17 protein-coding genes are annotated in these 26,541 nt (G+C 43.8%); 7 read left to right on the forward strand and 10 right to left on the reverse strand.

The features are described from left to right. The first annotated feature begins 219 nt into the window (after positions 1 to 219). Entirely contained in the window at positions 220 to 3,279 is a 3,060-nt protein-coding gene (locus P2W71_RS18715; protein ID WP_276372842.1) for a T9SS type A sorting domain-containing protein, read from the forward strand. Positions 3,280 to 3,444: 165 nt separating this feature from the next. Here P2W71_RS18715 and P2W71_RS18720 read toward each other — a convergent pair whose 3' ends face one another. Then, positions 3,445 to 6,108: a PAS domain-containing protein gene (locus P2W71_RS18720; protein WP_276372843.1), complete on the reverse strand. Its 2,664-nt coding sequence runs from the start codon at positions 6,106 to 6,108 to the stop codon at positions 3,445 to 3,447. 626 nt (positions 6,109 to 6,734) lie between these two features. Between P2W71_RS18720 and P2W71_RS18725 the strand changes: the two genes are divergently transcribed. The 4 genes from P2W71_RS18725 to P2W71_RS18740 all read left to right on the forward strand — a co-directional run bounded on the left by P2W71_RS18725 (position 6,735) and on the right by P2W71_RS18740 (position 9,841). Continuing rightward, entirely contained in the window at positions 6,735 to 7,100 is a 366-nt protein-coding gene (locus tag P2W71_RS18725; RefSeq protein WP_276372844.1) for a metalloregulator ArsR/SmtB family transcription factor, read from the forward strand. Further along, on the forward strand, positions 7,060 to 7,560 hold the full coding sequence (locus P2W71_RS18730) for an SRPBCC domain-containing protein (RefSeq protein ID WP_276372845.1): 501 nt from the start codon (positions 7,060 to 7,062) through the stop codon (positions 7,558 to 7,560). Before P2W71_RS18725 ends, P2W71_RS18730 begins: the two co-directional genes overlap by 41 nt. Positions 7,561 to 8,065: 505 nt before the next feature. Further along, a complete protein-coding gene (locus tag P2W71_RS18735; protein WP_276372846.1) occupies positions 8,066 to 8,779 on the forward strand; it encodes a hypothetical protein in 714 nt (237 codons plus the stop codon). 117 nt (positions 8,780 to 8,896) lie between these two features. After that, the gene (locus tag P2W71_RS18740) at positions 8,897 to 9,841 is read left to right on the forward strand and encodes a glycoside hydrolase family 43 protein (protein ID WP_276372847.1); all 945 of its coding nucleotides are present in this window, start codon (positions 8,897 to 8,899) and stop codon (positions 9,839 to 9,841) included. Positions 9,842 to 9,871: 30 nt separating this feature from the next. On the opposite strand, the gene P2W71_RS18745 is transcribed toward P2W71_RS18740, so the two are convergent. Continuing rightward, a complete protein-coding gene (locus P2W71_RS18745; protein ID WP_276372848.1) occupies positions 9,872 to 10,618 on the reverse strand; it encodes a DUF1080 domain-containing protein in 747 nt (248 codons plus the stop codon). A gap of 27 nt (positions 10,619 to 10,645) precedes the next feature. Continuing rightward, positions 10,646 to 11,956, reverse strand: a complete 1,311-nt coding sequence (locus P2W71_RS18750; RefSeq protein ID WP_276372849.1) for a Gfo/Idh/MocA family oxidoreductase — start codon at positions 11,954 to 11,956, stop codon at positions 10,646 to 10,648. Positions 11,957 to 12,216: 260 nt separating this feature from the next. On the opposite strand from P2W71_RS18750, the gene P2W71_RS18755 reads away from it, so the two are divergent. Further along, a complete protein-coding gene (locus tag P2W71_RS18755; protein WP_276372850.1) occupies positions 12,217 to 12,909 on the forward strand; it encodes a DUF2461 domain-containing protein in 693 nt (230 codons plus the stop codon). A gap of 164 nt (positions 12,910 to 13,073) precedes the next feature. Here P2W71_RS18755 and P2W71_RS18760 read toward each other — a convergent pair whose 3' ends face one another. From P2W71_RS18760 to P2W71_RS18785, 6 genes are all read right to left on the reverse strand, one after another. Continuing rightward, positions 13,074 to 14,120, reverse strand: a complete 1,047-nt coding sequence (locus tag P2W71_RS18760) for an aldo/keto reductase (protein ID WP_276372851.1) — start codon at positions 14,118 to 14,120, stop codon at positions 13,074 to 13,076. 241 nt (positions 14,121 to 14,361) lie between these two features. After that, a complete protein-coding gene (locus P2W71_RS18765) occupies positions 14,362 to 16,116 on the reverse strand; it encodes a PQQ-dependent sugar dehydrogenase (RefSeq protein ID WP_276372852.1) in 1,755 nt (584 codons plus the stop codon). A gap of 42 nt (positions 16,117 to 16,158) precedes the next feature. Continuing rightward, positions 16,159 to 17,367 (reverse strand): aminotransferase class V-fold PLP-dependent enzyme, encoded by a 1,209-nt coding sequence (locus tag P2W71_RS18770; protein WP_276372853.1) that lies wholly within the window; start codon positions 17,365 to 17,367, stop codon positions 16,159 to 16,161. A gap of 72 nt (positions 17,368 to 17,439) precedes the next feature. Continuing rightward, positions 17,440 to 18,159 carry a carbohydrate-binding family 9-like protein gene (locus P2W71_RS18775; RefSeq protein ID WP_276372854.1) on the reverse strand — a complete coding sequence of 240 codons (720 nt, stop codon included), beginning with the start codon at positions 18,157 to 18,159 and terminating at the stop codon, positions 17,440 to 17,442. Positions 18,160 to 18,377: 218 nt separating this feature from the next. Then, complete coding sequence (locus tag P2W71_RS18780) at positions 18,378 to 20,750, reverse strand: ABC transporter permease (RefSeq protein ID WP_276372855.1); 2,373 nt, start codon at positions 20,748 to 20,750, stop codon at positions 18,378 to 18,380. Positions 20,751 to 21,251: 501 nt separating this feature from the next. Next, the gene (locus tag P2W71_RS18785) at positions 21,252 to 21,782 is read right to left on the reverse strand and encodes a DUF488 domain-containing protein (RefSeq protein ID WP_276372856.1); all 531 of its coding nucleotides are present in this window, start codon (positions 21,780 to 21,782) and stop codon (positions 21,252 to 21,254) included. A 495-nt stretch (positions 21,783 to 22,277) separates the two neighbouring features. On the opposite strand from P2W71_RS18785, the gene P2W71_RS18790 reads away from it, so the two are divergent. Then, positions 22,278 to 22,673, forward strand: coding sequence for a response regulator (locus P2W71_RS18790; RefSeq protein ID WP_276372857.1), 396 nt, complete (start codon positions 22,278 to 22,280; stop codon positions 22,671 to 22,673). Positions 22,674 to 22,730: 57 nt separating this feature from the next. Here P2W71_RS18790 and P2W71_RS18795 read toward each other — a convergent pair. Further along, the coding region (locus P2W71_RS18795; RefSeq protein ID WP_276372858.1) for a tandem-95 repeat protein at positions 22,731 to 26,541 on the reverse strand (3,811 nt) is incomplete at its 5' end.

Consider the following 26,541-nt stretch of genomic DNA (forward strand, 5'->3'; position numbering starts at 1 on the left):
CACTAACAGGTTCATCCATCTGGGATGGATCCGGGTAATCATTTATTCTCGATACAAACAAATAACCCTGAATCTTGGGTGTCTACCTTAATAAGATAATCGTGGCAGCAGATTAAATCAACTGTTCCCACATATTTTTTAAAGTTTCGAGATATCCGAACAAAACGCTCACAACGGTCTTTATATAAGTATTCAAAACTTTTATAAAAATTATCCATTATGAAATCCTTTTTACGCAGGTTACTATCCACCGTGTTGGTAGGTTCCCTGGCATCGTTGTCTTTGGACAGTTTAGCGCAAGTTCCCGTATGGCCATCAGGTTATCCCTCCTCCGTTCCTAGTTATTCGGATCCCGTTACGAATGGAGTGTATCAATCGAATGTAAGAGTAAGAGTTCGCACGGATCAGCCGGGGTGGGCTTACTTCGTTACCTATCAGACACCTCCACCCACGGCGCCCTCGGCCGATGACATTGTGAGATATGCCAGAGGCACTTTGTCGGCGCCCTCAGGTATGGTAGGAAAAGATTCTATCGGCATCGGCACAGCCAATACCACCTATACGAAAGATGTTCCTAACCTGGCCCAGAATGCCAGCGGATATACGACGTATGTTGTTGCGCGAAGTACCGCTGGTGTGGCAAGCATTGTGAAATCCACTCTTTGCAGATTAAAATTAAAAGGGAAAAGAATCGCATCATCCTACTTTTATCTTGAATACCTGCCGGCTGACTACAACAACAATTCGAATTCCTATCCGCTCATGATATTTTTGCATGGCGCAGGTGAGCGAGGCAATTCTATTGGGTCATTGGGCAATGTTATAACGCATGGTCCGCCAAAAGAAATTACTGCCGGCAAGGATTTGCCTTTTATAATCATTTCGCCCCAATTGCCTACGGGAACATTTTGGGATTCCAATCTCGCAAATGTTGATGCCTTTGTTGAAGCAATAAAGGCTGCATATCCACGCATCGACTTAAACCGGGTCTATTTAACTGGCTTAAGTATGGGTGGGTACGGGACATGGAAGTATGCACAAAGAAATCCCGAAAAATTTGCTGCTATTGCTCCTATCTCCGGTGGGGGTAACGTAAGCCAGGCGTGTGTATTAGAAGATATGCCGATCTGGGCACTACACGATGATCCCGATGACGTTGTTCCGACAAGTAATACAACCAACATGGAGAATGCCATTACAAACTGTGCAGGGTATACAGGAAAAATGAGGGTGACTTTATATAGAAACAAGAATAGTGATGGCAGCCCCAGGGATGTTCACGCAGGTTGGTCAAGAGCGTATGGCACGACCAACAACAGTATCTCACCAGAAAGTACAGCAACGTTGGAAGTTGTTGAGCGACCGGGGCCTGTACCTGATGATATGACACTCTATAGTTGGCTGCTTCAATATAGTTTAGGCAATAATCCACCCGTTGCCAATGCAGGAACAGACATTACTTTTACCCCTCCGCCCAATAGCCGAACGTTAACCGGCACGGGCAGTGATAGCGACGGCACGATTGTTTCTTATTTATGGACACAACAAAATGGTCCCAATCAAGCAACCATTCAAAACGGATCAACACCTTCTCCAACAGTGAGCAACTTGATAACGGGTACGTATACCTTCAGGCTGACCGTTACAGATAATGACGGACTGCCAGCGACCGATGATGTAAATGTAGTGGTCCAGGCGCCGGGCCAGGTAGTCTGGAATTCTTACAACATTGTTATGCAATCCAACCCTGCACAACAGGGCCTTGTGACCAGCAACAACAACGCGGTTCAGGCAACTGTTGAATTCTATCAGTCAACCAATGATTTTGGTGTTGACAAGGGTAATCTTTTTACAACCTTTACACCCGCCAATCACACCAATTCAAACAGCGCAGCAACCAACTACTGGGCTAATGGTACGGGCAATGTTTATCCATATGCTGCCAAAAGCACACAGGGAAGAGGCCTTGAACCAGGCGAGGGAAATGTACAGCCGCCTACAGGAGTTTTTGATCTTCAGCTTCATCCCCCGAATACCAACAAGTTAACGGTTTGTGCATTTGTCGTCCCTTCTTCCGGAAATTATACCCTCAGCGGTTTGGCGGCAAGAAGAGTGTTAACGCAATCCGGCACAGCGCTCTACAAAGTGTTTGATCAAAATAAAGTGTTGCTCACAACCATTCAAGTAACGCCAGACCAGGACTGGGTGACAGATTCAAATTCATATTCATTGGGAACGCTGGCTGCCGGCGACCGGATTTATTTTGCCACGGACCGGGAAGGAAATTATGCTTATGACTTTACCGAGGTATCCTGGAGTGTCGCGATGGAACCTACCACTGTAACGCAAACGTGGAACTCCTATGATCTTGTGATGCAATCCAGCCCGTCGCAACAAGCCGTTGTTAACAGCGACAACTCCGTTCAGGCAACGCTTGAATTTTATCAATCAACCAATGATTTTGGAGTAGACAAAGGAACACTTTTTACAACATTTACACCTTCCAATCACACCAATTCAAATAGTGCTGCTACCAACTATTGGGCTAATGGTACCGGTAATGTTTATCCCTATGCGGCCAAAAGCACTCAAGGAAGAGGCCTTGAACCGGGAGAAGGAAATGTTCAACCTCCAACAGGTGTTTTTGATCTCCAGCTCCACCCGCCGAACAACAACAAGCTAACGGTTTGTGCTTTTGTTGTTCCGAGTTCCGGTGACTACACGATCAGTGGCTTAGCGGCACGGAGAGTGTTAACACAAGCAGGTACCACGCTTTACAAAGTTTTTGATCAAAACAAAGTGCTGGTCACGTCCATACAGGTTACTCCAGACCAGGACTGGGTAACAGATCCGAATTCATATTCATTGGGCACCCTGACTGCCGGAGACAGAATATATTTTGCTACGGATCGGGAAGGAAATTACGCTTATGATTTTACGGAGGTAGCCTGGACTATAACGTCAACGGCCGGTGGTAGCATGGCAATGGGACGATTGGCTTTCGAAACGCCTGAACAAACGGATAAAGTTGCGGAAAATGGCGAGCGGGAAATAACACTTTATCCGAACCGTGTAAAAGATGAAATCAATATTTCAGGAATCAAAACAGAAGCCGAGATTCAGATTTATGATTTGTCTGGAAAAAATATTGTTCGTCAACAATTAACGAGTACGGACGGAACGGTGAACATTCAAGCGCCCATGCTACAACCCGGTATGTATTATATGGTCATTCAAACCAACGGTTCGATAGTTCATAAGAAATTTCAAAAAGAATAAATTTTAGTAGGGTCTTTTGAAAGGTTTGGAGTCCACTGCTCCAAATCTTTCTTAATAAATCCCGGCTTCATCGTCGGCTTGACTTTTTTGATTACCGACCTTTCAAAAAAAAATATTTTTCCATGCCTGCAACGTGACAGGCATCAGCAATGGATATTTACAACACTATTGCGGAAATAGAATGGTGAATTCTGCTCCCTTATCTTTTTCTCCCTGAGCGCTGATCATCCCTCCATGGCGTTCAACAATTTTTTTACAAAGCGCAAGACCTAATCCAGTACCTTCATACTTGTCTTTGGAATTCAGTCGAAAAAACGTTTGGAATATTTGCTCTGCATAAGCTTCGTCAAAGCCAATTCCATTGTCGGACAAGCCAATTTTATAATACATTTTACCGGCAATGTTAACAGGGTCGCATTGGATATGGATGACAGCAGGTACATCACTTTTTGAGAATTTGAGCGAGTTGTTAATCAGATTATAAAATAATTGATAGATCAACGGTGAAATGCCTTTGAAGGTGGGAAGCTTGCCATAAGTAATGATTGCTTTTTTTTCATTGATCAATACCTCGAAATCTGTCTCAATGGATTTTATAATTTGGTTCAAATCAATATTTTCAAATGCAATTGATTCAGTGGTTACAGATGAATAATCGAGCACGCCCTCTATCATGGTATAAATCCTATCGGTAGCGCGGATGATCTTATCGATAAAACCAGTGCCACGATCGTTCAAAACATGTTTGAATTCCTCCTGTAATTTTAAACTGAAGAGTTTAATTTTTCTTACAGGTTCCTTCAAATCATGGCTGGCTACATGAGCAAACTGCTGCAGATCTTCATTTGAACGTTGTAGTTCCATGGTTCTTTCGTTCACGATATTTTCCAGATTCATTTCCAGAAGTTTCTGATCATGGACATCTGTTGCCGTGCCATACCACTTGATCCCACCTTCGCGCTTAAAAGGGTAAGCGCGACTAAGATGCCAACGATAAGACCCATCTTTCATTTTAATCCTATGCTCCGTTTCATAAGGTGTCAAATTAGTGACAGCCTGGTTCCATGTTTTTGCCGTTAGGGTGATATCAGCGGGATGGACGAAACCTTCCCATTTCCACATTCCAGCTTCGTATTTCACGTCTGAAAATTCTGTGACACGGTCATTATAATAAGTAACCGAACCATCCTCCTCAGCAATCCATACCACCTGGGGCATTGAGTTCGCCAGATCGTATAATTTGAGTTCGTTCTTCTCGACCTTCTTCCTGGCATTTACCAGGTCCGTCACGTCATTGGCGATAGCGAGCAGACCAATGATCTCTCCTTGTGAGTTTCTTTGTGGCTGAAAACCGAAATGGACAACGATCGTTTCCGTCGTCCCATTTCGTAAAACATTGACTGGCGTTTCTGGCGATTCATATGAAATGCCCGTCTCGAAAACCTGTTGAGAAATTTTATCAATCCCTTGCTGAGCCACTTCGGGAAGCACTTCCCATACGGGTCTGTTAATTACTTCTTCGCGATTCCTACCCCAGTAAATGAGCATTGTTTCATTCACCATTTCAACAACAAGATCATTACCTTTGAAAACAGCGATTCCTACAGGCGTTTGTGCGAATAATCTTTTTACAGCCTCTTCACTTTCTATTAATGTTAATTTATTTTCCACCTGTTCCGTTACATCTACGGCCATATGATGAATAGCATAGATTTCGCCCAGGTGATCTCGCAACGCCTTATAGGTGTAGTTAAAATAATATGGTCTTATGATACCATCTATTTCGAGATACGCTTTAACCTCTCTTCCGGTAAATGCTACGCCCGTAGTGTACACGTTGTCTAATTGCTGAAGAAATGGTTGTCCTTGCAAAACCGGCAGGGCTTCAATAAAAGTTTTGCCAATAATCGAATGGTCCTTGCCCCAGAACTTAAGCATAACCTCGTTTACATATTGTATTCTGAATTCTCTGCCCAAATAAAGTCCTGCCCCAACCTCAGGTGTTTCGGTGATTAATGTACGGAAGCGTTGTTCGCTTTCTTGTAACTTTAGCAGTGCTAATTTTTCTTCGGTAATATCGAGGGCCGTACCGAGCAGTCGCTCCGGATTTCTATTTTCGTCGAAATTAATAACACCGTTTATTCTCACCCATCGAATGCTTTGGTCAGGTAATAACAGGCGCGATTCGTATGAAAGTTTTCCGGTTTGAACGGCTTTTTGCTGTGCAATATTCCTTATGGCGAGATCGTCCGGATGAATCCGTGACACATAGGCTTCATGGGAGACTGGCGATGTAAACCCAAAAATTGAATCAAATCTAGAAGATGTGGTTGTCTGACCAGTTATATAATTTCTTTCAAAGGTACCCATACCCACAGAATCGATGATCAGTCTCATTCTGGCATCAGATTCTTCTATTTTTTGTCTCGCTATAACCTGATCGCTGACGTCATACCCGACCGCAAGCACCCCGGTTATTTTTCCCTCATCATCGCGTAATGGTTTATAGGTAAAATTCACATATACCTTTTTTATGGTATTGCCTGCTGGCAGGTATGCAGTTTGCTCTTTGCCCTCGAAGGTTTCTCCTGAGTGATAAACATGCTGAAGCAATTTAAACACATGCTGATCTTTCATTTCAGGCATTGCTTTAAGAAGGGGCATGCCGATGATGCTACTGTCTTTGCCCCAAAGGTCAAGAGTGACCTCATTTGCCATATCAATCACAAAATCATCGCCCGAAAGTAAGGCTGCAGAAAAAGGCGCTTCTTTAAAAAGACTTCGAAATCTTTTCTCGAAAATGCTGAGGTTTAATATTTCACTACCCATTACAGGAAATTAAAAAAAATGCTCTAGCCGCCGTCATTTGATTATTTCAAAGGATGATGAGAAACCTTAAAACAAAGGGGTACACGGAAAGTTCAAAACACCAGTCCCTTTGCCCAAGGATAATTGGCTGCAATGGCTTTCGCCTCAATTCCATTGCCCTGAATCGGAAGACCCCGGTTCAGTATCGCATCAGTCTGGAATCAGTGTAGCTTGAAATATCCATCTTTAAAAGTCGTTTTTTACCGAAGAAGAGATACAAAATACTGTACCGTGGCTAATGCGCTATCGTAGGAACGACGACGAACCACGGTCATCGTCTAATGAACATCTGGACAACAACGATGAACATCTGGACGGGAACGATGAACATCTAATAAACAACTGATGAAAGACCAATGCCATATGGAAGCTAGCCTAATGCCACAAGTCGGCCGATATGATGGGCAATTAACAAATGGGTGTTAACCGGTTCGTCAGCAAGTCACATAATTTGCGCCGGTTGTTTCTGAAAATTTAGTACAAGAGTATCAACGAGATACAAAAAAGCTTAATAAAAAAATAGTGAAACGTTATGCACCCTAAAGGTTGCATATTATATTTGCACCCATACGGTTGCATTTACACATATGAGACGCGATGTTTTTCAAGGAATTGCTGACCCAACTCGCCGGGCACTTTTAGGGCGACTTACAAAGGAGAAGCTCAACCTCACTTCTGTGGCGGAGTCATTTGACATCAGCCGGCAATCTGTGACGAAGCATCTTCGGATACTCATTGAATGCGGACTGGTGACGGAACAAAAAGAAGGCCGCGAGAAATATTTCAAGGCGCAGCCCGAAAAATTGAGTGAAGTAGCAGCGTGGATGGAGCAATACAGGATGTTCCTGAGTAAAAGTTACGATCGTCTGGACGACTATTTAAAAACACTTCAAACAAAAAAACCGAAAAATCATGAGCAAAGAAAAAGTCAAAGTAGAAACAAACGGAAATGAAATGATCACTACACGCAAGTTCAATGCACCTCGGAAGCTGGTATTCGACGCTCACACGGATTGCAAACATCTGGAGAACTGGTGGGGACCACGCGAGTGGCCACTAAGCTATTGCAAAATGGATTTTCGTGTAGGCGGAAAATGGCACTATTGCATGAAAGGCCCTGAGGGCATGGAATCCTGGGGCATGGCTTTATATAAAGAAATTAAAGCACCTGAGAAGCTCTACTATGAAGATTATTTCGCTGACAAAGACGGCAACTTGAATAAGGAAATGCCTTCAACGATGATCAAGACACATTTCGAGGAAGTAGGTGGCACAACCATTGTTAAATCCAGTGCTGTTTACCGAAGCAAGGAAGATCTCCAAAAGGTTCTCGACATGGGCATGATCGGAGGATTGGAGGAAACGATGGATAGACTGGATGAATATATGGAAACGTTATTGGCCGCAAAATAAAAGTTAGATCCGAAACGGGAGGTCACTGGAATCGAGTGACCTCTCTTATTTATTTAGAATTGTTTAGCAAGACATTGAAGAATGGATCTTTTCTTTTCTGAAAAATAAAAACTCCCCGTCCTTATAAATCCAAGATCAATAGCTTCAGTGAGTCCCTTCCCAGCCGGGCAAAACAACTCATCCAATTTCTAACCAGGGAAAGCCGAACTTTGGAAGGTAATATGAACTGCTGTTCGGTATGACAAAACAGGTGTTGTGATCGTAATTTCTCTCCTGCTCCCCCGCTGAATCAGAACCAGATTGGCCGATAACGATTTTACAGTTCTGAATTTTAAGTTTTCGCCCTCCTTAGGCTCTGCTGCCCTTGGCTTCATAGTCTTATGTTACAATAATGCTACGCATTGGGAGCGCTGTGTTAAATGTTTTCGTCTCACCAAAATAGTTTTGCGCCTGGTGGAAGCCGAAAAACCATTTTCAGAGTAGGCGTATTCTAAAATTATCAATCATGAGAAATATTTGGTTTGTTGTAACAGTCGTGTTGGGCTCGATAATCATTGGAGGTTGCGAGGATCCGGCCCTGACAAGAAATCCTTCAGCACAACTTGGTACTACTATTCTTCACGGAAATGACGAAGGACCAGGTTCTTATACTGATCACCCAAATGGTAGCAGGTATGCATATCCAGAAATTATTTTCAAAGAATTCATTCCCAAAGATGATTTGTATAATTGGAAAACGCTGGCATGGCGGATTACTTGGCCGGTGTATGCACCGGGAGCAGATGCCGATAAAATACCCACGCTATTTAGTTTGAACGGAGCTTTGAATAGTTTTTATTATTTGAACAATGTCGACCCGGCAAATACTTATAAAACGGTATTCTCCCTTTATCACGACAATAAGTTAACACGCCCCGCGGATTTAGCGACGGAGTTAGACTTTGTCGCCACAGCTCCCAAAGGGAGTATGAAAGAAGCATGGTTTGTATACGACAAATGGAATACCCCTCTTGATCATATTCAACATATGGTAGAACAGGCACCAGGCGGTTTTCAATGGAACTATTATGATGAAATGACTGGCGAAATAGCGTATAATGCCGGGGATTATTTCAAGTTCAGGCTGGACCAACCAGGAGAACCTACCCGCTGGGGTGGAATTCGTATCGTCTCCATGACACCAAGAATCATTGAAGTTTATGTAGCAGTGCCACAGTAGAAAGCTGACTTTTATAAATCATAAAGTTGTTTTAGGGTCTTTGCTATTGACCAAAAATGCATAGGGACTTCATAATCCTTTTACAAAAAATGTTGTTTAGTGTAAAAGGTCAGGATCATGGATTTATCTCATACTGTTAAAAAGTCGCAAGATGGTTTAGGCAGAGACATTACCACAGACAACTGCAACAATCCCATTATCAGGCATAAGTTTACAGCAGATCCAACGGCGATTGTTTATCGAGATACGCTCTACTTATATACGGGTCGCGATGAAGCGCCGGAAGACCAGGCCAAGTATGTGATGAATGAATGGTTGTGCTTTTCATCCCAGGACCTTTGTACCTGGACGGAACATACAAACATATTAAAACCGGTAGACTTCACGTGGGCAAGCGGCGATGCCTATGCCTCAAAAGTGATACAACATGAAAAGAAATTTCTCTGGTATGTTGCCGTAACGCATCGAACGATACCCGGTAAAGCAATCGGTGTCGCGGTTTCTGATAATCCGGATGGCCCTTTTACAGATGCAATAGGGGCTGCGCTGATCACCAACGACATGATCGGCGCATCACCCGACAGCAAAGACAATCTGGACCCAACGGTAATCATAGACGATGATGGATTTGGTCATATGTATTGGGGAAACTCTCAATGTTACTATGCCCGCGTGAAAAAAAGTATGACGGAACTCGACGGCCCGATACACAAAATCGACCTTCCGGGATTTACAGAAGGCGCAAACATCCATCGACGTAACCAATGGTATTACTTATCCTACGGTTACGGCTTTCCTGAAAAAGTAGCTTATGTAATGAGCAGGAAACCTGAAGGTCCTTGGGAATTTAAAGGTATCCTCAATGAAATCCCAGGCAACTGCATGACGAATCGGCCCTGCATGATTGAATTTAAGGGGAGATGGTATTTTATTTACCATAACGGGGCGCTTCCAACCGGAGGAAGTCACAGGAGATCCGTTTGCATGGATTACCTTTATTATAATGAAGATGATACCATCAAAAGAATTATCATGACTTCCGAAGGTGTGAAGGCTTTGTGAACTTGTCTTCAAAAGTAAATGATGGCACTGTTACTTTGTCTCGGCAGCAGTTTGTTCCGGCGAAGTAACACCCGGAGGAAGTTCGACCAACGAAAAATTCCTAAAGTGAATTTTTGCACCTTCCGATTCAAGGCATAGGTAACCTTTTTTCTGCGACGACCTGCTGATGCCATTCACAAATTTACCATTCACAGATAGCTTGATGACCCCGTCAACACAAACCACATCGTAGGTATTCCATTCCCCCCGACCTTTGCAGCGATTTTCAATCGACTTGCTGCGTGTACCTCTTGGGTTATCAGGAGTAGTGTCCACGCCACCGACACCAAAAAGCTCACCGTGTACATAGGCTATTGGAGGAACTGCCCCATCCCGAACGTTGAGCTTTACCCAATCCAGCTCGAGCATTTGTACTTCAACACCATCGGGCAGCCGGCTTTTTTCGTCCGGAACGGCGCTGCTCCAAACAAATACACCGGAGTTTCCTCCCGGTTCCATGTGCTTCCATTCGACATGCATGACAAAATTTTCATATTGCTTTTCACTTCGCATCACACCAATTGGTTGCCCTGAACATATCAGTTCATCCTTTTTCAACGTCCACGTGTTTGCATCGGTATTCACATTAATCCATCGCATGGGCGTTTGCTGTTTCTTATTTGCAAAAAAGTTATCAGCGCTTGACTCTGCACCAAATTCTATGTGCTTTTTTTGCGCATACAACGGCGGCACCATACACAGCGCAACAAGAAAAAACAAAACGTGTGTGACAGTCATTCAAATCGGATTTGGTGTAAACGAATATTAGAGAACTTGTGTGATACCAGGAATTGCGATATCAGGACTTTTGTGTTTAAGATTCCAGTTATACTCGTCGATAGCCGGACCTAATACCTGAGTTGAGTTAAGGGCGTCATTCCACGAAAGCGTCTGCCCGCTATATGCGACCATCCTTCCGAGAATGGCAACCATCGTACTGTTCGCCATTCTTTCCCCGTCGTTCATAGGTTTAGCGTTTCTGATGGAAGCAAAGAATTCGTCGTGCTGTGTCTGGTAAGGATTGTTTTTTTCTCCATCGTAAATCCATTTATTTTTTCCGGTGATCTCGTGTGCCCACTTCCCCATATTGGCGTATGCGTTGCCTAAAGTTCCCGTAATCTCAACTGTATTCCGGTTAGAGCAACCCGGCTGCTGCCTGCTGAAACTAAATGCACGAACATTATTGTCATATTCAAATTCGATCGCAAAATGATCAAAAATATTCCCATACTTTGGGTCGACCCGCACTTGCCGGCCTCCGGTTCCTGTTGCCCTGGCCGGAACTTTATCACCCATCGCCCACGTCATGAGATCCAGGCTGTGAACGATCATCTCCACGAGATAATCTCCCGACAACCAATTTTGATAGTACCAGTTACGCATTTGATATTCCATGTCCGTCCAGGAAGATTGGCGTGGATGATACCATAGGTCGCCACCATTTCTGGTAGATGATACCGATACAACGTCACCGATAGCACCATTAAGTATTTTATCAAACAAAGCGCGTTTCGAGTAATCGTACCGGAAGGTAAAGCCTGATACAAGCGAGAGTTTTTTTGCTTTTGCTTTTTTAGCAGCGTCAAGGACTTTACGTACGCCAGGAGCGTCTACTGCAACTGGTTTTTCACAAAACACATGTTTACCTGCCTCAATGGCTGCAATCAGATGATCGGGCCTGAATGCTGGCGGTGTTGCCAGCAGTACGACATCTACCCCCGACTCGATAACTTTTCGGTAAGCATCGAATCCAACAAACTTATTTGCTTTGTCAACTTTCATTTTGGCGGGCACTTCTTCCAGTAACGCTGCGTGAGATTCCTCAAGACGATCAGCAAATACATCGCCCATCGCTGTAAGAAGAACATCACCATCGGCTTGGAGCGCTTGTGCAGCGGCACCTGTTCCCCGGCCTCCACATCCGATCAATCCAACTTTTAATGTGTTAGCTCCCGAAGATGCGTAACTATTAGCTGGTAAGCCCAGGTTTAATGCCATTGTGCCTCCCACTACTGCTGCGCCCGAGGACTCAAGAAATTTCCGGCGGTTAATTCTTTCTGATTCGTTTAGTTTCATAGCGACTCCATTATGAATTTTGGCTCCTGAATATAACACTTGGATTTCAATTCCTTGACCTGCCCTTCCAGGTTTGCTATGATGAACTAATGAAGCAAGCAGGAATAACGATGCTCTTCATTTCGCACATCCAGATTATTTTTTTATTCGGCAGGTTAACAAGCCGATCCAGCCGCAACATAACACACACTTGTGTTTGCTGTTTGGTTTACCGCTTATCAGCTTGACTTGATTGATCTTCTTTTAAGTATTTTGCGTCCATGAGTAACGCAGTAATGATTAAAAAAACAACATTAGATTTTCTTAAAAAATTGTCGGCCAACAACGACCGCGATTGGTTTTTGCAGCATAAGGTGCAATACGACCGGGCCAAGGAGAATGCAGAAGATTTCGTGGATGCGCTCATCACGAAAATGAATCAACATGATGATATTGAAACACCATCAGCGAAGAAAAGTCTTTACCGTATCTACAATGATGTTCGCTTTTCAAAAGATAAGTCGCCCTACAGTCCGCGGTTTGCCGGTTATCTTAAACGCAGGAAACCGGCCTTGCGCGGTGGTTATTACTTTTGGATCAGGCCAGGTGGTTCCAGAATAGGATGTGGTTTTATTTATCCTGTTGGTATGGATCTGCAACGAATCCGGCAGGATATTGATCTTAATTATGAGGATTGGTACAAGTTGTTAAAATCGAAAAGCATCGTCAGGAACTATGGCGCCATGCAAGGTGATAAAGTTGCGACTGTGCCACGTGGATTTCAAAAAGATCACCCTGCTATCGACTTGTTGCGTTTCAAACAGTTTTGGTTTGAAAAAAACTTTACCGATCGTGACGTACTCGCCGATAATTTTTTGCATGAGGTCAATAGCAGCTTCAAAGCGATTCGGCCATTTTTTAATTACATGAGCGATGTATTGGGCACCAACGCAAATGGTGAGCCGCTAGGGTAGTTTTATCATTTACTGAAACAGACTTCGATTCAGTGGCGGGAAAAATTTCCTCGATGCAACGCTATGGGTATTGCAAATCGATCGTGCTAGTATAAAAGCTGTTTCTTCACGCTTATACTTGCAGCAAAGCTCCGTCTTGAAATAGCGTGAAATGTGTCCGCTAATCATCTTCCACTGTACAAATCGGGAGCAGCATGCAACATTGGAAACTGTCGTTGATGCCAATACGGATACGCAGGAAATGTTTCGCTTACCTCGTCAAGTGACTTGACTTGATCAAGAGTCAAATTCCAGCCTACGGCATCAAGGTTTTGCTTAAGTTGTTTCTCGTTTCTTGCACCAAAAATGATATTGGAAACTGTGGGCCGTTGCAAAAGCCAGTTGAGCGATATTTGAGCGACACTTTTTCCGGTTTCGTTTGATATCGCATCCAATCTATCAATGATCCTATACAACCGTTCATTATCGATGGTATCTGCTGGTACGGGACTTCCACCCTGCGCTACTCTGGCATCTTGTGGTATCGGTTGATTTCTGCGATACTTCCCGCTTAACAAACCACTTGCCAATGGGCTCCACACAATCGTTCCTATTTTTTGGTCAATGGCCAACGGCATGAGTTCCCATTCAAAATCACGGTTAACCAAAGAATAGTAGGCCTGATGTGCAATGTACTTCGACCATCCATAACGCTCCGAAACTGATAGCGATTTCATTAAGTGCCATCCTGAAAAATTCGAACATGCGATGTAACGAACTTTTCCAGTCTGCACCAAATGATCCAATGCTTTCAACGTTTCGTCTATCGGTGTGTTAGCATCAAATCCATGCATGTGGTAGATGTCGATATATTCCGTGCCGAGGCGGCGAAGACTATCCTCACAACTTTTTATCACGTGCAATCGGGAAGATCCATAATCATTCACCTGGTCGGACATGGGAAAAGTCGCCTTGGTAGAAATCAGTATTTTATTACGCAATCCTGAAATTGCTTTGCCTAAGATTTCTTCTGCCATTCCAAATGAGTACACATTTGCAGTGTCGAAAAGATTTACGCCTGCATCGAGGCAAAGGTTTACCATGTGGGTTGCTTCGTTCACTTCTGTATTACCCCATGCTTTAAAAAAATTGCTTCCTCCCCCAAATGTTCCTGTACCAAAACTTAATACAGGAACTCTTAAACCTGAATTTCCCAACTGTCTGTGTTCCATGTTCAGTAATTTATTTTCTGTTCGTCGGCTATTATTTAATTACGTAACTCTCTTGGTTATTAAAAGTTGAACAGAAATTGATTTTTTCGAAAATTAAACTGCGAATTTCTGTTAAACATTGCAGGAGATCCCTTCGGTATACGAGACGTACCATTCGATCCGCTAATATTCACTACGTTGTTATCTATCCATGCGGGCTGTATTGTAGCAACCAGTCACCGTCCGATTTCCCTGCGTTCAATCATAGCTGCGATCGCACGGCCTGCACTTCTTCTGCAGAGACCGGCGTTCCGCCGTGATTCATTCTGGTGCGTATATAGGTGAGAATTTCAGCTACCTGTTCATCACTTAAAAAAGCATGCGCAGGCATAACACCATCGTAAGATTTTCCTCTGACCTTAATCGGACCCGACATCCCTTTCAGTACGAGTTCGATTAATCTCGTTTTAGAACCACCAACCCATTCAGAACCAAATAAGGGTGGAAACCGGTTTCCGTCGCCTTGTCCTTGAGGGAGATGACACGAAGCACAGTAGCGGGTGTACGCAATGGCGCCAGCTGGTTGCTTTCCTCTTAACAGGTTGTCTTTGTCTTCGTCGGGTGTCTTGATGTTGGTACGAGTTTTACGCTGCTCCATCCCGGCAAGCGCCTTCTCGCCAAACGCTTGCTTGTCACCCTTGAACATAACGCGCCAGATTTTGCCACTAACACTTTCTGTGATATACAATGAACCGTCGGGCCCCATGGCAAGTCCCATGGGACGAGCCTTCGCATCGAAGACATTTTCGATTGTATCCAGTTGTGCGAACCCGTCAGCAAATACTTCCCATGGGCCGGAAGGCTTACCTCCACTGAAAGGCACAAACGCCACGAAGTATCCCGCCTGCGGATAGGGTGCCCGTATGGTAGATCCATGGAAAGCAATGAAGGCGCCATTTTTATAGCGCGCGGGAAACTGATCGCCCTTATAAAAAAGGAGATCGTTGGGTGCAAAGTGTCCGGGAAATCCAATAAGCGGCATAGCAACTGTATCAGCACCATCGTCCTTTTTACCATCTCCCCCATATTCCGGATTCAGCACTTTCTTATTCTGCAGTTGATCGTAGTAGTAATAAGGCCAACCGCCGTTTGTTCCTTCCGTCACCCGGAAGAATTCCTCCGAGGGGAGTAAAGCACTCTGATAGGCAGAATAGAAGTTTGGCCATGTGCGAAAAAAGTCATCCCGACCATGTTGGAGTGCGAATAGATTTCCATCGTCGAAATTCCAGTCCATAGCCACAACGCTGCGTATACCGGTAGCGTATCTTTTGCCGTCTGTTTGTAGCTGTCCTGGTTTATTAGCATCAAATTGCCAGATACCACCGTGGAGCTCAAGTTCGGGACACGGAAATTTTCCAGGCGATCCGGGTACCCTGTTCTCGACCTGGCACATGTCGCCGGGCGCACCAAAACCCACATATACATGTCCCTTGTCATCAAACGTGATAGCTTTTGTGATGTGTTCTGTTCTATAAGAACGGCTGCGGTAGTCGTCAATTACGATAGCCTCGGTCGTAGTATCGGGTAATAGCTGTTCGGGGATAAGTTTGTTCCTGTATACGATCCCCGTTGTGCTAAAGTAAATATATCCATTATAAATGCGCATAGCGGTGCCGTAAGATCCTGGATCCGCGTAAGTCCCAAAATATTTAATGATATCTGCTTTACCATCGCCCGTCGTGTCACGAAGGGCTACTGAACCACCCGCAGTTGTTACTGCCCGAAGTTTTACATAAATATCACCATTTTCGTTAACTGCAAGATGTCTTGCGCGGCCAATGCTGTCTGCTACGACCACGGCTTCAAATCCGTCGGGCAGTGCAAGCTTTCCATTGTCCGGATCGCCTTTGGGAAGGACCGTTTCCTTTGATGAGCATTGACAGCAAAGGACGACCATAATAATACCCGCGCCAACGGTGGCCATACGCGAAATTCTCTCAAATAATTGTCTCTTCATAAACTTCGGAGTGTTCTTAATTCAGTCAGCATTAAACTTTTCCTATCCTTTAGTAGCTTTTTCCAGCTCCTCTGCAATTCTGTCCGCCACAATTTGATCTTCTCCCGCCTGTAACATAAACACCGTAACCTTCACGGCATCTTTGTCTTCCCATGAAACTACTTCAATAGAGGGCGACCCATCGCGCAGTCGTTTGCCTAACGCTTCTCCTGTAAGTGTCGTCAGATCAGGGTTCCATGAAATCTTCAATGATGGTGTGTGATTGGCAACGGGTGGCACAATCACTTCAGTTTTTACGCCTTTTACTTTCTTTACCGTCTTATCGATGAGCGCAATCTTTTGCTCCCACGCTTTCCATTCTTTCGCGTGATCGAGTTTGACATACCGATCAAGCGCTGCATACATACCAATGATCTCTTCCTTGTTCACCTTTTGACCTCTAGCAATACCCGAACGAGGCGGAGCATTTAAACGGGCGGCTGCAATCAGATCTTTTTTACCCATCAATATGCCTGCGCTCTGAGGTCCAAGGAGTGCTTTACCACCGGAAATGCACACGAGATCAAATCCCATTTCGTTGAATCGCCACAAATTTTCAACTGGCGGGACATCTGCAGCAATATCAATTATCGTGGGAATACCAAGCGCTTTACCAAGGCTTAACCACGCTTCATGTTTGATTGCTCCAACAGACGCTTCCCGATTAAGAAACCAGAGGCAGGCAGTTCTTTCATTCACGGCGTTCTGCAGTTCCTCCGTTGTCTCGACCATTACAATCTTTACCCCGGTGTTGGTTAGCGCCATGTGATATCCATTTGCGTGTGCCTTTTGAACGATCACCTCCGACTTCATACCTGATGCCTCCGGAAAAGGAAGCAAGGCTACCTTTTTATCATCCATTCCCGTAAGAATGCCAGCCATGCCGAGAACCATGGCAGACCAACATCCTGCGGTGACCATGGCAGCTTCTGCCTTACAGATTTTTGCAATCTGTTGTCCCACCTTGTCTTGCACGTCGTCGAGCAGTGCAAATTGTTTGGCGCTTACGCGAATGGCGTCAACAACCTCCGGCGGCATAAGGGAGGCCGTCATGAATGTATATGTGCCTGCTGCGTTTATAAATACACGAATACCAAGCTCTTTAAAGAAGTCGCGTTCGGCTGGCAATGATGGAGCGGCGCCCATTGACACCGTTGAGACACCCATCAGCGGAAGGAGTGTAATACCTTTAACTAAATCTCTTCGGTTCATATGGATGACAAGTTTGTTTTATAATAATTGATGACCAGCGTAGTTGAATAAGTTGCTCTTTAATGCTGACCATCATTTAAAATTTAGCATTCCAAAATATTCCGGCAAATGAAAGTTAGGCTCCGGATTAGATACCGGCGACCAGGTGTAATAATGTGGATTGCTGGTACTGCTTCCGGTCTTATAAAAATTGGCTCGCCATGTCACACCCGGTTGAGGCATCGAGACGGTAGTGAATTGTTTTAGTATTTCAAGTGGAATGCGACATTCTACTGTCCAGGTAATTTCTTTTGTGATTTCAGGATCAACAACTGCAGGTAACGAATGCGCGATCTCTATTTTTGCAATTAGATCATTAGGAAGCTTGGTGAATTGTGTCCATGGATTGGTGATAAAAAAAAGTAGTGGTGTACCCCCAGCGTTGATTTCTAAATTAAAGTATTGTGTGGGTACTGCACTGTTCGGTGCAAAGAAAAATTCAACACATGAATCGCCGGATACATGTCCATTATAGGTTGTTACCGTGCTTTTCACAAATTTATCTTGTACGCGGAAAATGACGTAAACATTATTTGCATCATAAAGCATTTTCGCTTCCGTGATGGGACGAAAGTGCGGCTCATCGCCCATACGATTTTCGATCGTTATTGGTTTGGCCGCTTCCCATACAGGTTTATCCCACTTCCCATCGATTGTAATTTTTCCCACACTGGCTCCCACCTGATACGTCAGCTGGGGGTAAGCTGTGTCATAAACACACATCATTAACGAAAAGAAGTAAAGTTTAAACATTGAAAGCGAATTCTTACGAATATAATTATCCTGAAAAAAATAAGCAGCCTGATACTAAAATTCATTTCACTTTTGTTCTGCGTGGTTATAGCAATGATTGAGTGGCAAGTCTGAAAGAAGTTGGACAAACACATTACACACAATGTGTTATGTGTTTAAAAAAAAAATTGAGTCAAGAACTGCGAACGGTTTTGACTTGACTGACTATACATATTGCTCTACTCCGACCGCAGCGACTTCACAGGATTTGTGGTGGCTGCTTTGATCGATTCAAAGCTCACTGTTAGCCAGGCAATGATCAATGCCGAAAGGAATGCAAGCAGGAAGATTGTCCAATCGATCGATACATGATACGCGAAGTTGTTCAGCCATTGACTCATTCCGTACCACGCCAACGGTACTGCAATTGCTGTTGCAATGAGGATAGGACGTGTGAATGTAGCAGACAACAAATACACAAGCTGGAAACCGGAAGCACCCAATACTTTACGTATTCCCAACTCCCGCGTGCGTCGCTCGGCGAGGTATGCCGACAACCCGTAGAGGCCGAGACACGAAATCACAATTGCCAAAACTGCAAAGACATTGAAGAGGCTACTCAGGCGTTGCTCAGCCTTATACAAGTTGGCGATATCCTGATCGAGGAAACTGTAGTTGAAGGGATAGCTTGGATTGATTGTTTTACATATCTGCTCGAGTGCCTTAATGGTATTTTCTGTTTCACCCGGCAGCGTGCGAACCACAGCAAAACCTCCCCACGTATTACGATTCAGAAACATGGGCCCGATCGTCTCCTGAACAGGTTTGAAATTGAAATTCTTAACAACACCAATGATCGTTCGCTCCTCGTCCCACACCTTGATCTTTGTTCCAACGGCAGACTCAAGAGACATGTCCATGGTTTTTAAAGCCTCTTCATTCACGATGATATTTACGGAATCCGCCTGGGCATTTTCACCGTAACCATGTCCCTCCAAAATCGTCGCTTTGAACACCTCTTCAAAATTCTGGTCGATCGCCAGGTTGTAAAACAATGGCTGTGTATTTGGGTCCTTGCCCGTCCACTCCACGCTGATCGTTGCGCCAGAAGAAGTGGTGGGAAGGTCGGAGATGAATGAATACTGGCTGGTCAACCGGTTACTACCAAGGCTGGTACGGAACGCCTCATACTTCGACCACAGCTCTCCTGACATCGGCACATAGAGCAAATTCTCTTTATCGTAACCGAGATTCAATTGCTGAATATATTTCAATTGCTGGTAAACAATTGCAGTGCCTACAATCAGTGAAATTGACACTGCGAACTGGATCACCACCATTGTGTTCCTGAACAAACTGCCGGATCCTCCCCCCGTGAAAGTTCCTTTTAACACCTTAGCAGGGACAAAACCGGAAAGATAAAGCGCAGGATAACTGCCCGCCAGGAGGCCGGTAATGACTGTGATACCAAGAAGTCCCGTGATGAGTTTGATATTCGTGAAGTCAAGAGTAAGATTCTTTCCGCCCAGGGTATTGAAATAAGGAAGAACGAGATAGATGATCAGCAATGCAAGCACTAACGAAAGCAAAGCGACCACCAATGATTCGGCCAGAAACTGTCCTATCAAGTGAGGTCTTATTGCACCAACAACTTTTCGCAGGCCGACCTCCTTTGCTCTCCGTGCTGCACGCGCTGTTGCGAGATTCATAAAATTTAAACATGCCACCACGAGTATAAAAACTGCAACCACCATGAAAATGTAAACGTTTTGAGCATTGCCATGACCAGGAATATCAGCAAGAAAATTGGAGTGCAAATGAACCTTCGCCATAGGTTGCAATACAAATCCTACTTTCAGGACGGATTCATTCTTTTTGTAGATCGCCTGCATCTTTTTTTCCAGCGCGGCAATTGCCGACTCAGATTGCTGTGCTTTGTCGTTCAGTTTGATATAAGTGAACCAATTGAAATTGTCCCAGATATTTTCTTTTAGGTCACGGTTTGACCTGGCCAGGTAACGCATGGGCTGGACAAAATCGAAACGGAGGTGAGAATTATCAGGAATGTTAGCGATTACGCCCGTCACCGTAAAGTCGTCTTTACTATTTTTACGAATCGTCTTTTCGAGTACGTCTGTGGTGCCAAAATATTTTATAGCCATCGCCTCTGTGATAACGATACCTTCGGGGTTTTGAAGGGCACGTTCGCTATCGCCTTTAATAAATGGAAACGTGAACATTTTGAAGAAATTTGAATCTGCATAAATGATTCCTTTTTCTTCGAACTTAACGTCACCAACCTGCACCAGATCGCGATTGAAATTCGAGATGCGGACCACGTCATCCACTTCGGGTAGTTCATTCTTAATCGCCATAGCGAGCGGCGCTGATGTTACAGCCGCATGCACTTTCAACTCTGGTAAAGTTGCCGTAATCCTATACATGCGATCGTAGTTCTTATGGAACCTGTCGTAACTCAGCTCGTCATTAACCCACATACCAATCAGCGCTGTGCAGGTAATGCCCAGGGCAAGGCCGAGGATGTTAATAAAAGAAAAGCCTTTCTGACGGAGAAGATTTCGGATCGCGACTTTGATATAGTTACTGATCATATTGCGGGTTTATTTAAGTAAGACGTTTAAAGTTAACCGGATGTTGCATCAGGAGCAAGATGAAATTTTGAAGGTATATAACACTAGGAAAAAATTTCGACCGAAGTTAAATTGTTACGTATTTACGAATATATATAACAGCTAGCAGGTACATGCCGGCTCTACTGCTTATACCCTTACACAAATTTGAAGGACCACTCCAACGCTGTTATAATGTGCTATTTTTTTATATTTCCCATCGATCCGTCGTTTTACATTTGAATGACAACTCGCTGGCTGGATGATTCCCACTTATTATAAAAGGGTAAGTAATATCATTATAACGACCGTAATACTGTTGCCGAGTAGCCTATTTGCAAGATACCCTGAATTCCTGCGGGAATCCAAAAATAGTGAGGGGAGGCACGACATAAGTTTTATAATGAACTGTTATATAGGCGATTCCTCCCTGCACATAGCGACGTTAACCTTTAGGATGTGTACAAACGGAAAGAATTGTAATCATGCTTCATAAGATAACATACCTCCGATGTTTTTTGCCGGAGAACTATACGGATGTTCCTGGGCTTTCCCCTTGCCGACGATATGCATAACAGTCCAGCCTCGAATTTTGAGATAATCAGAAACAAGCGCACGGTGGCAACGCCACCATACAGCCTCAGAACACATGTAGGCTGTTCGTTGTTTCATTCCAAAGTCTTCAAGCTTCTCAACGGCCATTTGAAACGCATTTGTTTCCATATAATCTGCATAGCCTCTAAAGGAAGCAAGGCGCCAGCCTGTGTTCTTTGAATCCGGTCTAGGTTTCCTTCGGCCGCCAAGTTCAATCATATGATTGTATTCTATATTTGATTCAGCCATGGAAACTTCGAGTATTTCTTTGTTAAAGTGTGGATATCGTCTTGAACCTGGAAGCATCCGAATGTCAACAACCCTCCGAATTTGAAACGAATGCAGCATATCAATAAATTCTTCGATTGAATGTGTGGAATGACCGATCGTCCAGATTACTTTTTGGTCAGCTTGTCTCATCTTCAATCTAACAATGCATGAGAACTTGTGTTAAGAAATTTTTTCGATCAATCATGTTCATTCCTATCGAGAAGTTTCCGGTGGACCAAGACTTCAAATCACTATGGCACAGAATTGAACCAATCATATCGCTGAAGTAAATCAGGTTCCATTATAATTTGTTAACGGATACTTTTTGCCCTACGAGTGAGGACATACCTCCCCGAAACGATACCTGATTCTTTTTTCAGCGCCCCCTTACTAAAAGTCATAACACGCAACTAAGTTCTAAAAAATAATCTTTTTCTAGGTACAACGTTCCGTTGAATGCGACCGCTGTTCAACAGCATGATTTTTGAATGGAGCAAAAAGACTTTGTTATGTTCCTGCGGTCGCATAAGTCGCCCCCGGTGCATCATCATTGAAACGGCTCTACTAGAGGGCGTCGATGATTGCCATTGAGTTGATCAAAAACAAGGAGTGATTAAGGGCTAAACAAATATAACGTTACGCATTATGACACACATACTTATAATTGACGATGATGAAGATGACCGGGAGCTGCTTACTATTGCTATTCACGAAGTAGACCCGTCCATTCACTGTGCTATGGCGCGTAATGGCGAAGAAGCGCTTCATGGTTTAAAGGTCATGGAATTTCCAAAGCCCCATGTAATCTTTCTTGACCTTAATATGCCCCGACTCAACGGCGATCAATTCATGAATGAATTAAGGAAAGACCGCGAACTACACGACATTCCTGTTGTCATTTATACAACCTCCAAACTAAAAGAAGACGCAGAAAAGATGCGGGCGCTTGGCGCAAGCGATTTCTTGACGAAACCCACTAGTTTCAATGAACTATGTCGTAGCGTAAAAGAGATACTAGCAAAAGTGACAACGCATTCATGACACCTGTACCTAGCAAACAGCGAGTCATGCACACCTCCTGTCCTGAAGCATCACAATTCAATGCAGGATTGTGACTGCACCTTTATATGTCTTTTTCATGTAGGAAAGGTTTAAGTCAATGATATAATAATACGTATCAGCTGGTAATGTCTGTCCATTAGACGAACCATCCCATTCATTCTGTAAACCAACAGCCTGGTAAAGCACGGCTCCTCGTTTGTCATATATTTTAATTGTAGCTTCATCTATCCTGTTTGCATTGACGAGGTCGATATGCCAGGTATCATTTTGATGATCGCCATTAGGCGTAAATGCATTTGGAATATCGAGCGATATTTCTATTTCCATGGTGATGGTTCGGCGAAAGGTGGCACTACCAAGTTGTCCGTCAAAAACAGTCATGTAGACCTTCCGGGGGCCAGCTAAGATTTCCGCAGGATTTCCAGTGGCATCTTTCGTTACAACATAATTGTACTGGATACTTCTAAGGGCGCTAAGATAATCATCAATGGTAGCGTGACCGATGAGGAACAACCGCCCGTCAGCGTCGTGTACAGATCTCAAGGTTGAAGTACTGCTCGGAAATAAACATTGGTCATGGATTGGATTATAGTTGATTGGATCAAATCCTATCTCTGCGAGTATCAGGTAATCATCGTCAACATCTCGTAGGTTTATGTTTTCGCATATGGGCAGTGGATCATGTCCTGGTTCATATGCCAATACCGTTGTATCTGGCTCGATAAATTCTGGTGGATCATTTACGGGTGTTACAAGGATAGACATTTTAAATTCTTCGCTGGTGTTTGTCCCATCGCTCACAAGAACGCCAACCTCGATAAAACCATTTAAGTTGGGTGCGGGTGTAATTGAGTTTCCATTTCTTGTATAAACATTTCCATCCGGTGGCAGCACAATCAGCAAAAACCCTGTCGGGTAATCAGGATCATCAGCATCTACCACAATAAGATCGTCCAGATGGATGGTTAACGGAGTATCTTCCGGTACCGTCAATTCTTTTTGTCCATTGATTTGGGGCCTCTGTGTCGATGGGACTACCTGAATTTTTACCTGGAACGGCGCGCTATCATCCTGGCCGTCGTTTACTGTAACGTTGACCGAAAATGTTTCATTGATAATATCTGTGGATGGCGTAACCGTTGCGTCGTTGACGGTATAGCCCGGCCCTGGAAAAACCATTAGCGTAAAGCCAATCGGGTATTCATTGTCCGGATCGCTGACTTGTAAATGAGACAATTGAAGTGTCACTGAAGTTCCTCGGGTAATTCGTATTGGCTTTTGGCCAGTGATTGTTGGAGGCGCATTTACTGTTGGAGAAAGGACTTCAATCGTAGCATTGAATTCCGGACTGTTTGTTTTACCATCGTTCACAATGATCGGAACGTTTAAGGTGCCGACGAAGTCTGGTGCCGGGCTCACAATGTTGCCAGCAAAAGCATAATTGTTGCCTGGTAGAATTTTTAAGGTGAAATCTTCAGGGTATTTATTGTCCGGATCTGTCACCATGAAATCCGAAAGTGCAATCGGTACCAGTATATTTTTATTTGTAGATAACGGAACTTGTGCACTGATGACAGGCACATCGTTGACGGGAGAAACGATTACTTTCAAGTTAAATGGTGAGCTGTCATTTTTTCCATCGTTTACAATTACTGGTACGGTTAGTTCGCCATAAAAATTTGGCTCAGGAATGATGGTAGAGCCTGCTGTCTTATAATGTGAACCCTCCTTTATTTTTAATGAAAAGTCTTTTGGGTAACCACTATCGGGATCGGTGACGATCAGGTTACCAAGGTGTAAGGCAACGGTCTCGTCTTCATTTATTTTAATTGTTTGTTGCCCCGTAATTTGCGGAGCAACGTTTTGCACTTTCACCACTTCAATTTTTAGATAAAAGACGTTGCTTTCGTTTTGTCCATCATTGACCGTCACCGAGGCCGTTAGACTTCCAGTAAAGTTAGATGAAGGCGTAATGGTAAGGTCTGTCACAGCGAAATTAACCCCAGGAAATACTTTCAACGTAAAGCCTATTGGATATTTATTATCGAGATCGGTGACAATCAAATGACTAAAGTCAATCGTAAGATTTCCGCCCTGATTTACGCTCAATCGTTGTTGGCCAGTGATCACTGGCGGCTCGTTTTGTTTTTTGATGACATCGACTTTCAGGTCGAAGCGATTGCTTTCGTTCTCTCCATCGTTCACTGTGACGGGAATTATTAGCTGCCCGGAGAAATTTGCTGAGGGCGTTATCGTTGTTCCACTGAATGTATAGTTATTTCCGCCAAAGATTTTTAATGTAAAATCCGTCGGGTAAGTATTATCAGGGTCGGTAACGGTTAAGTGAGCAAGCTCAATGGTAAGGCTTCCAGCTTGATTCACACTCAATGGTTGTTGGCCAGTGATGACTGGCGGCTCGTTTTGTTTTTTGATCACATCGACTTTCAGATCAAAGCGATTGCTTTCGTTTTCTCCGTCATTCACTGTGACGGGAATTGTTAGCTGCCCAGAGAAATTTGCGTTGGGCGTTATAGTAGTTCCACTGAACGTGTAGTTATTTCCGCCAAAGATTTTTAAGGTGAATCCAGTGGGGTAACTATTGTCGGGATCAGTAACCGTTAAATGAGCAAGTTCAATAGTAAGGTTCCCGCCCTGATTCACACTCAATGGTTGTTGGCTGGTGATGGCTGGAGGTTCATTTCGTTTTTTGATCACATCGACTTTTAGGTCGAAGCGATTGCTTTCGTTTTCTCCATCATTAACTGTGACAGGAATTGTTAGCTGCCCCGAGAAAGTTGATGCTGGCGTAATTGTCGTACCACTGAACGTGTAATTATTTCCGCCAAAGATTTTTAATGTAAATCCGGTGGGGTAACTATTGTCCGGATCGGTAACGGTTAAGTGAGCAAGCTCAATCGTAAGACTTCCGCCTTGATTCACACTCAAGGGTTGTTGACCGGTGATGACTGGAGATTCATTTTGTTTTTTGATCACATCGACTTTTAGATCAAAGCGATTGCTTTCGTTTTCTCCATCGTTCACAGAAACGGGAATACTCAACGGTCCTGAAAAATTTGTATCCGGCGTTATCGTAGTTCCAATGAACGTATAGTTATTTCCACCAAAGATTTTTAATGTAAATCCGGTGGGGTAACTATTATCAGGGTCGGTAACCGTTAAGTGACCAAGTTCGATGGTAAGACTTCCGCCTTGATTCACACTCAATGGTTGTTGACCGGTGATGAGGGGAGATTCATTTTGTTTTTTAATCACATCGACTTTTAGATCAAAGCGATTGCTTTCGTTTTCACCATCATTCACTGAAACGGGAATTGTTAACTGCCCGGAGAAGTTTGCATCTGGCGTTATAGTAGTTCCACTGGACGTATAATTATTTCCTCCAAAGACTTTTAATGTAAAATCCGTCGGGTAAGGATTATCAGGGTCGGTAACCGTTAAGTGACGAAGTTCGATGGTAAGACTTCCGCCTTGATTCACGCTCAAGGGTTCCTGGCCAGTGATGATGGGAGGTTCATTTTGTTTTTTAATCACATCGACTTTCAGGTCGAAGTGATTGCTTTCGTTTTCACCATCATTCACAGAAACGGGAATCGTTAACTGCCCAGAGAAATTTGCATCCGGCGTTATAGTAGTTCCATTGAACGTATAGTTATTTCCACCAAAGATTTTTAATGTAAATCCGGTGGGGTAGCTATTGTCGGGATCGGTAACGGTTAAGTGAGCAAGCTCAATCGTAAGACTTCCGCCTTGATTCACACTCAAGGGTTGTTGACCGGTGATGACTGGAGATTCATTTTGTTTTTTGATCACATCGACTTTTAGATCA

Source organism: Chryseolinea sp. H1M3-3 (assembly GCF_029360725.1).
In the GTDB taxonomy this organism is placed as follows: domain Bacteria; phylum Bacteroidota; class Bacteroidia; order Cytophagales; family Cyclobacteriaceae; genus Chryseolinea.

Bases quoted from the DNA above. Each gene is read 5' to 3' on its own strand.
- P2W71_RS18715 (WP_276372842.1), top strand. From the start codon at position 220: ATGAAATCCTTTTTACGCAGGTTACTATCCACCGTGTTGGTAGGTTCC.
- P2W71_RS18720 (WP_276372843.1), bottom strand. From the start codon at position 6,108: ATGGGTAGTGAAATATTAAACCTCAGCATTTTCGAGAAAAGATTTCGA.
- P2W71_RS18725 (WP_276372844.1), top strand. From the start codon at position 6,735: ATGAGACGCGATGTTTTTCAAGGAATTGCTGACCCAACTCGCCGGGCA.
- P2W71_RS18730 (WP_276372845.1), top strand. From the start codon at position 7,060: ATGAGCAAAGAAAAAGTCAAAGTAGAAACAAACGGAAATGAAATGATC.
- P2W71_RS18735 (WP_276372846.1), top strand. From the start codon at position 8,066: ATGAGAAATATTTGGTTTGTTGTAACAGTCGTGTTGGGCTCGATAATC.
- P2W71_RS18740 (WP_276372847.1), top strand. From the start codon at position 8,897: ATGGATTTATCTCATACTGTTAAAAAGTCGCAAGATGGTTTAGGCAGA.
- P2W71_RS18745 (WP_276372848.1), bottom strand. From the start codon at position 10,618: ATGACTGTCACACACGTTTTGTTTTTTCTTGTTGCGCTGTGTATGGTG.
- P2W71_RS18750 (WP_276372849.1), bottom strand. From the start codon at position 11,956: ATGAAACTAAACGAATCAGAAAGAATTAACCGCCGGAAATTTCTTGAG.
- P2W71_RS18755 (WP_276372850.1), top strand. From the start codon at position 12,217: ATGAGTAACGCAGTAATGATTAAAAAAACAACATTAGATTTTCTTAAA.
- P2W71_RS18760 (WP_276372851.1), bottom strand. From the start codon at position 14,120: ATGGAACACAGACAGTTGGGAAATTCAGGTTTAAGAGTTCCTGTATTA.
- P2W71_RS18765 (WP_276372852.1), bottom strand. From the start codon at position 16,116: ATGAAGAGACAATTATTTGAGAGAATTTCGCGTATGGCCACCGTTGGC.
- P2W71_RS18770 (WP_276372853.1), bottom strand. From the start codon at position 17,367: ATGAACCGAAGAGATTTAGTTAAAGGTATTACACTCCTTCCGCTGATG.
- P2W71_RS18775 (WP_276372854.1), bottom strand. From the start codon at position 18,159: ATGTTTAAACTTTACTTCTTTTCGTTAATGATGTGTGTTTATGACACA.
- P2W71_RS18780 (WP_276372855.1), bottom strand. From the start codon at position 20,750: ATGATCAGTAACTATATCAAAGTCGCGATCCGAAATCTTCTCCGTCAG.
- P2W71_RS18785 (WP_276372856.1), bottom strand. From the start codon at position 21,782: ATGAGACAAGCTGACCAAAAAGTAATCTGGACGATCGGTCATTCCACA.
- P2W71_RS18790 (WP_276372857.1), top strand. From the start codon at position 22,278: ATGACACACATACTTATAATTGACGATGATGAAGATGACCGGGAGCTG.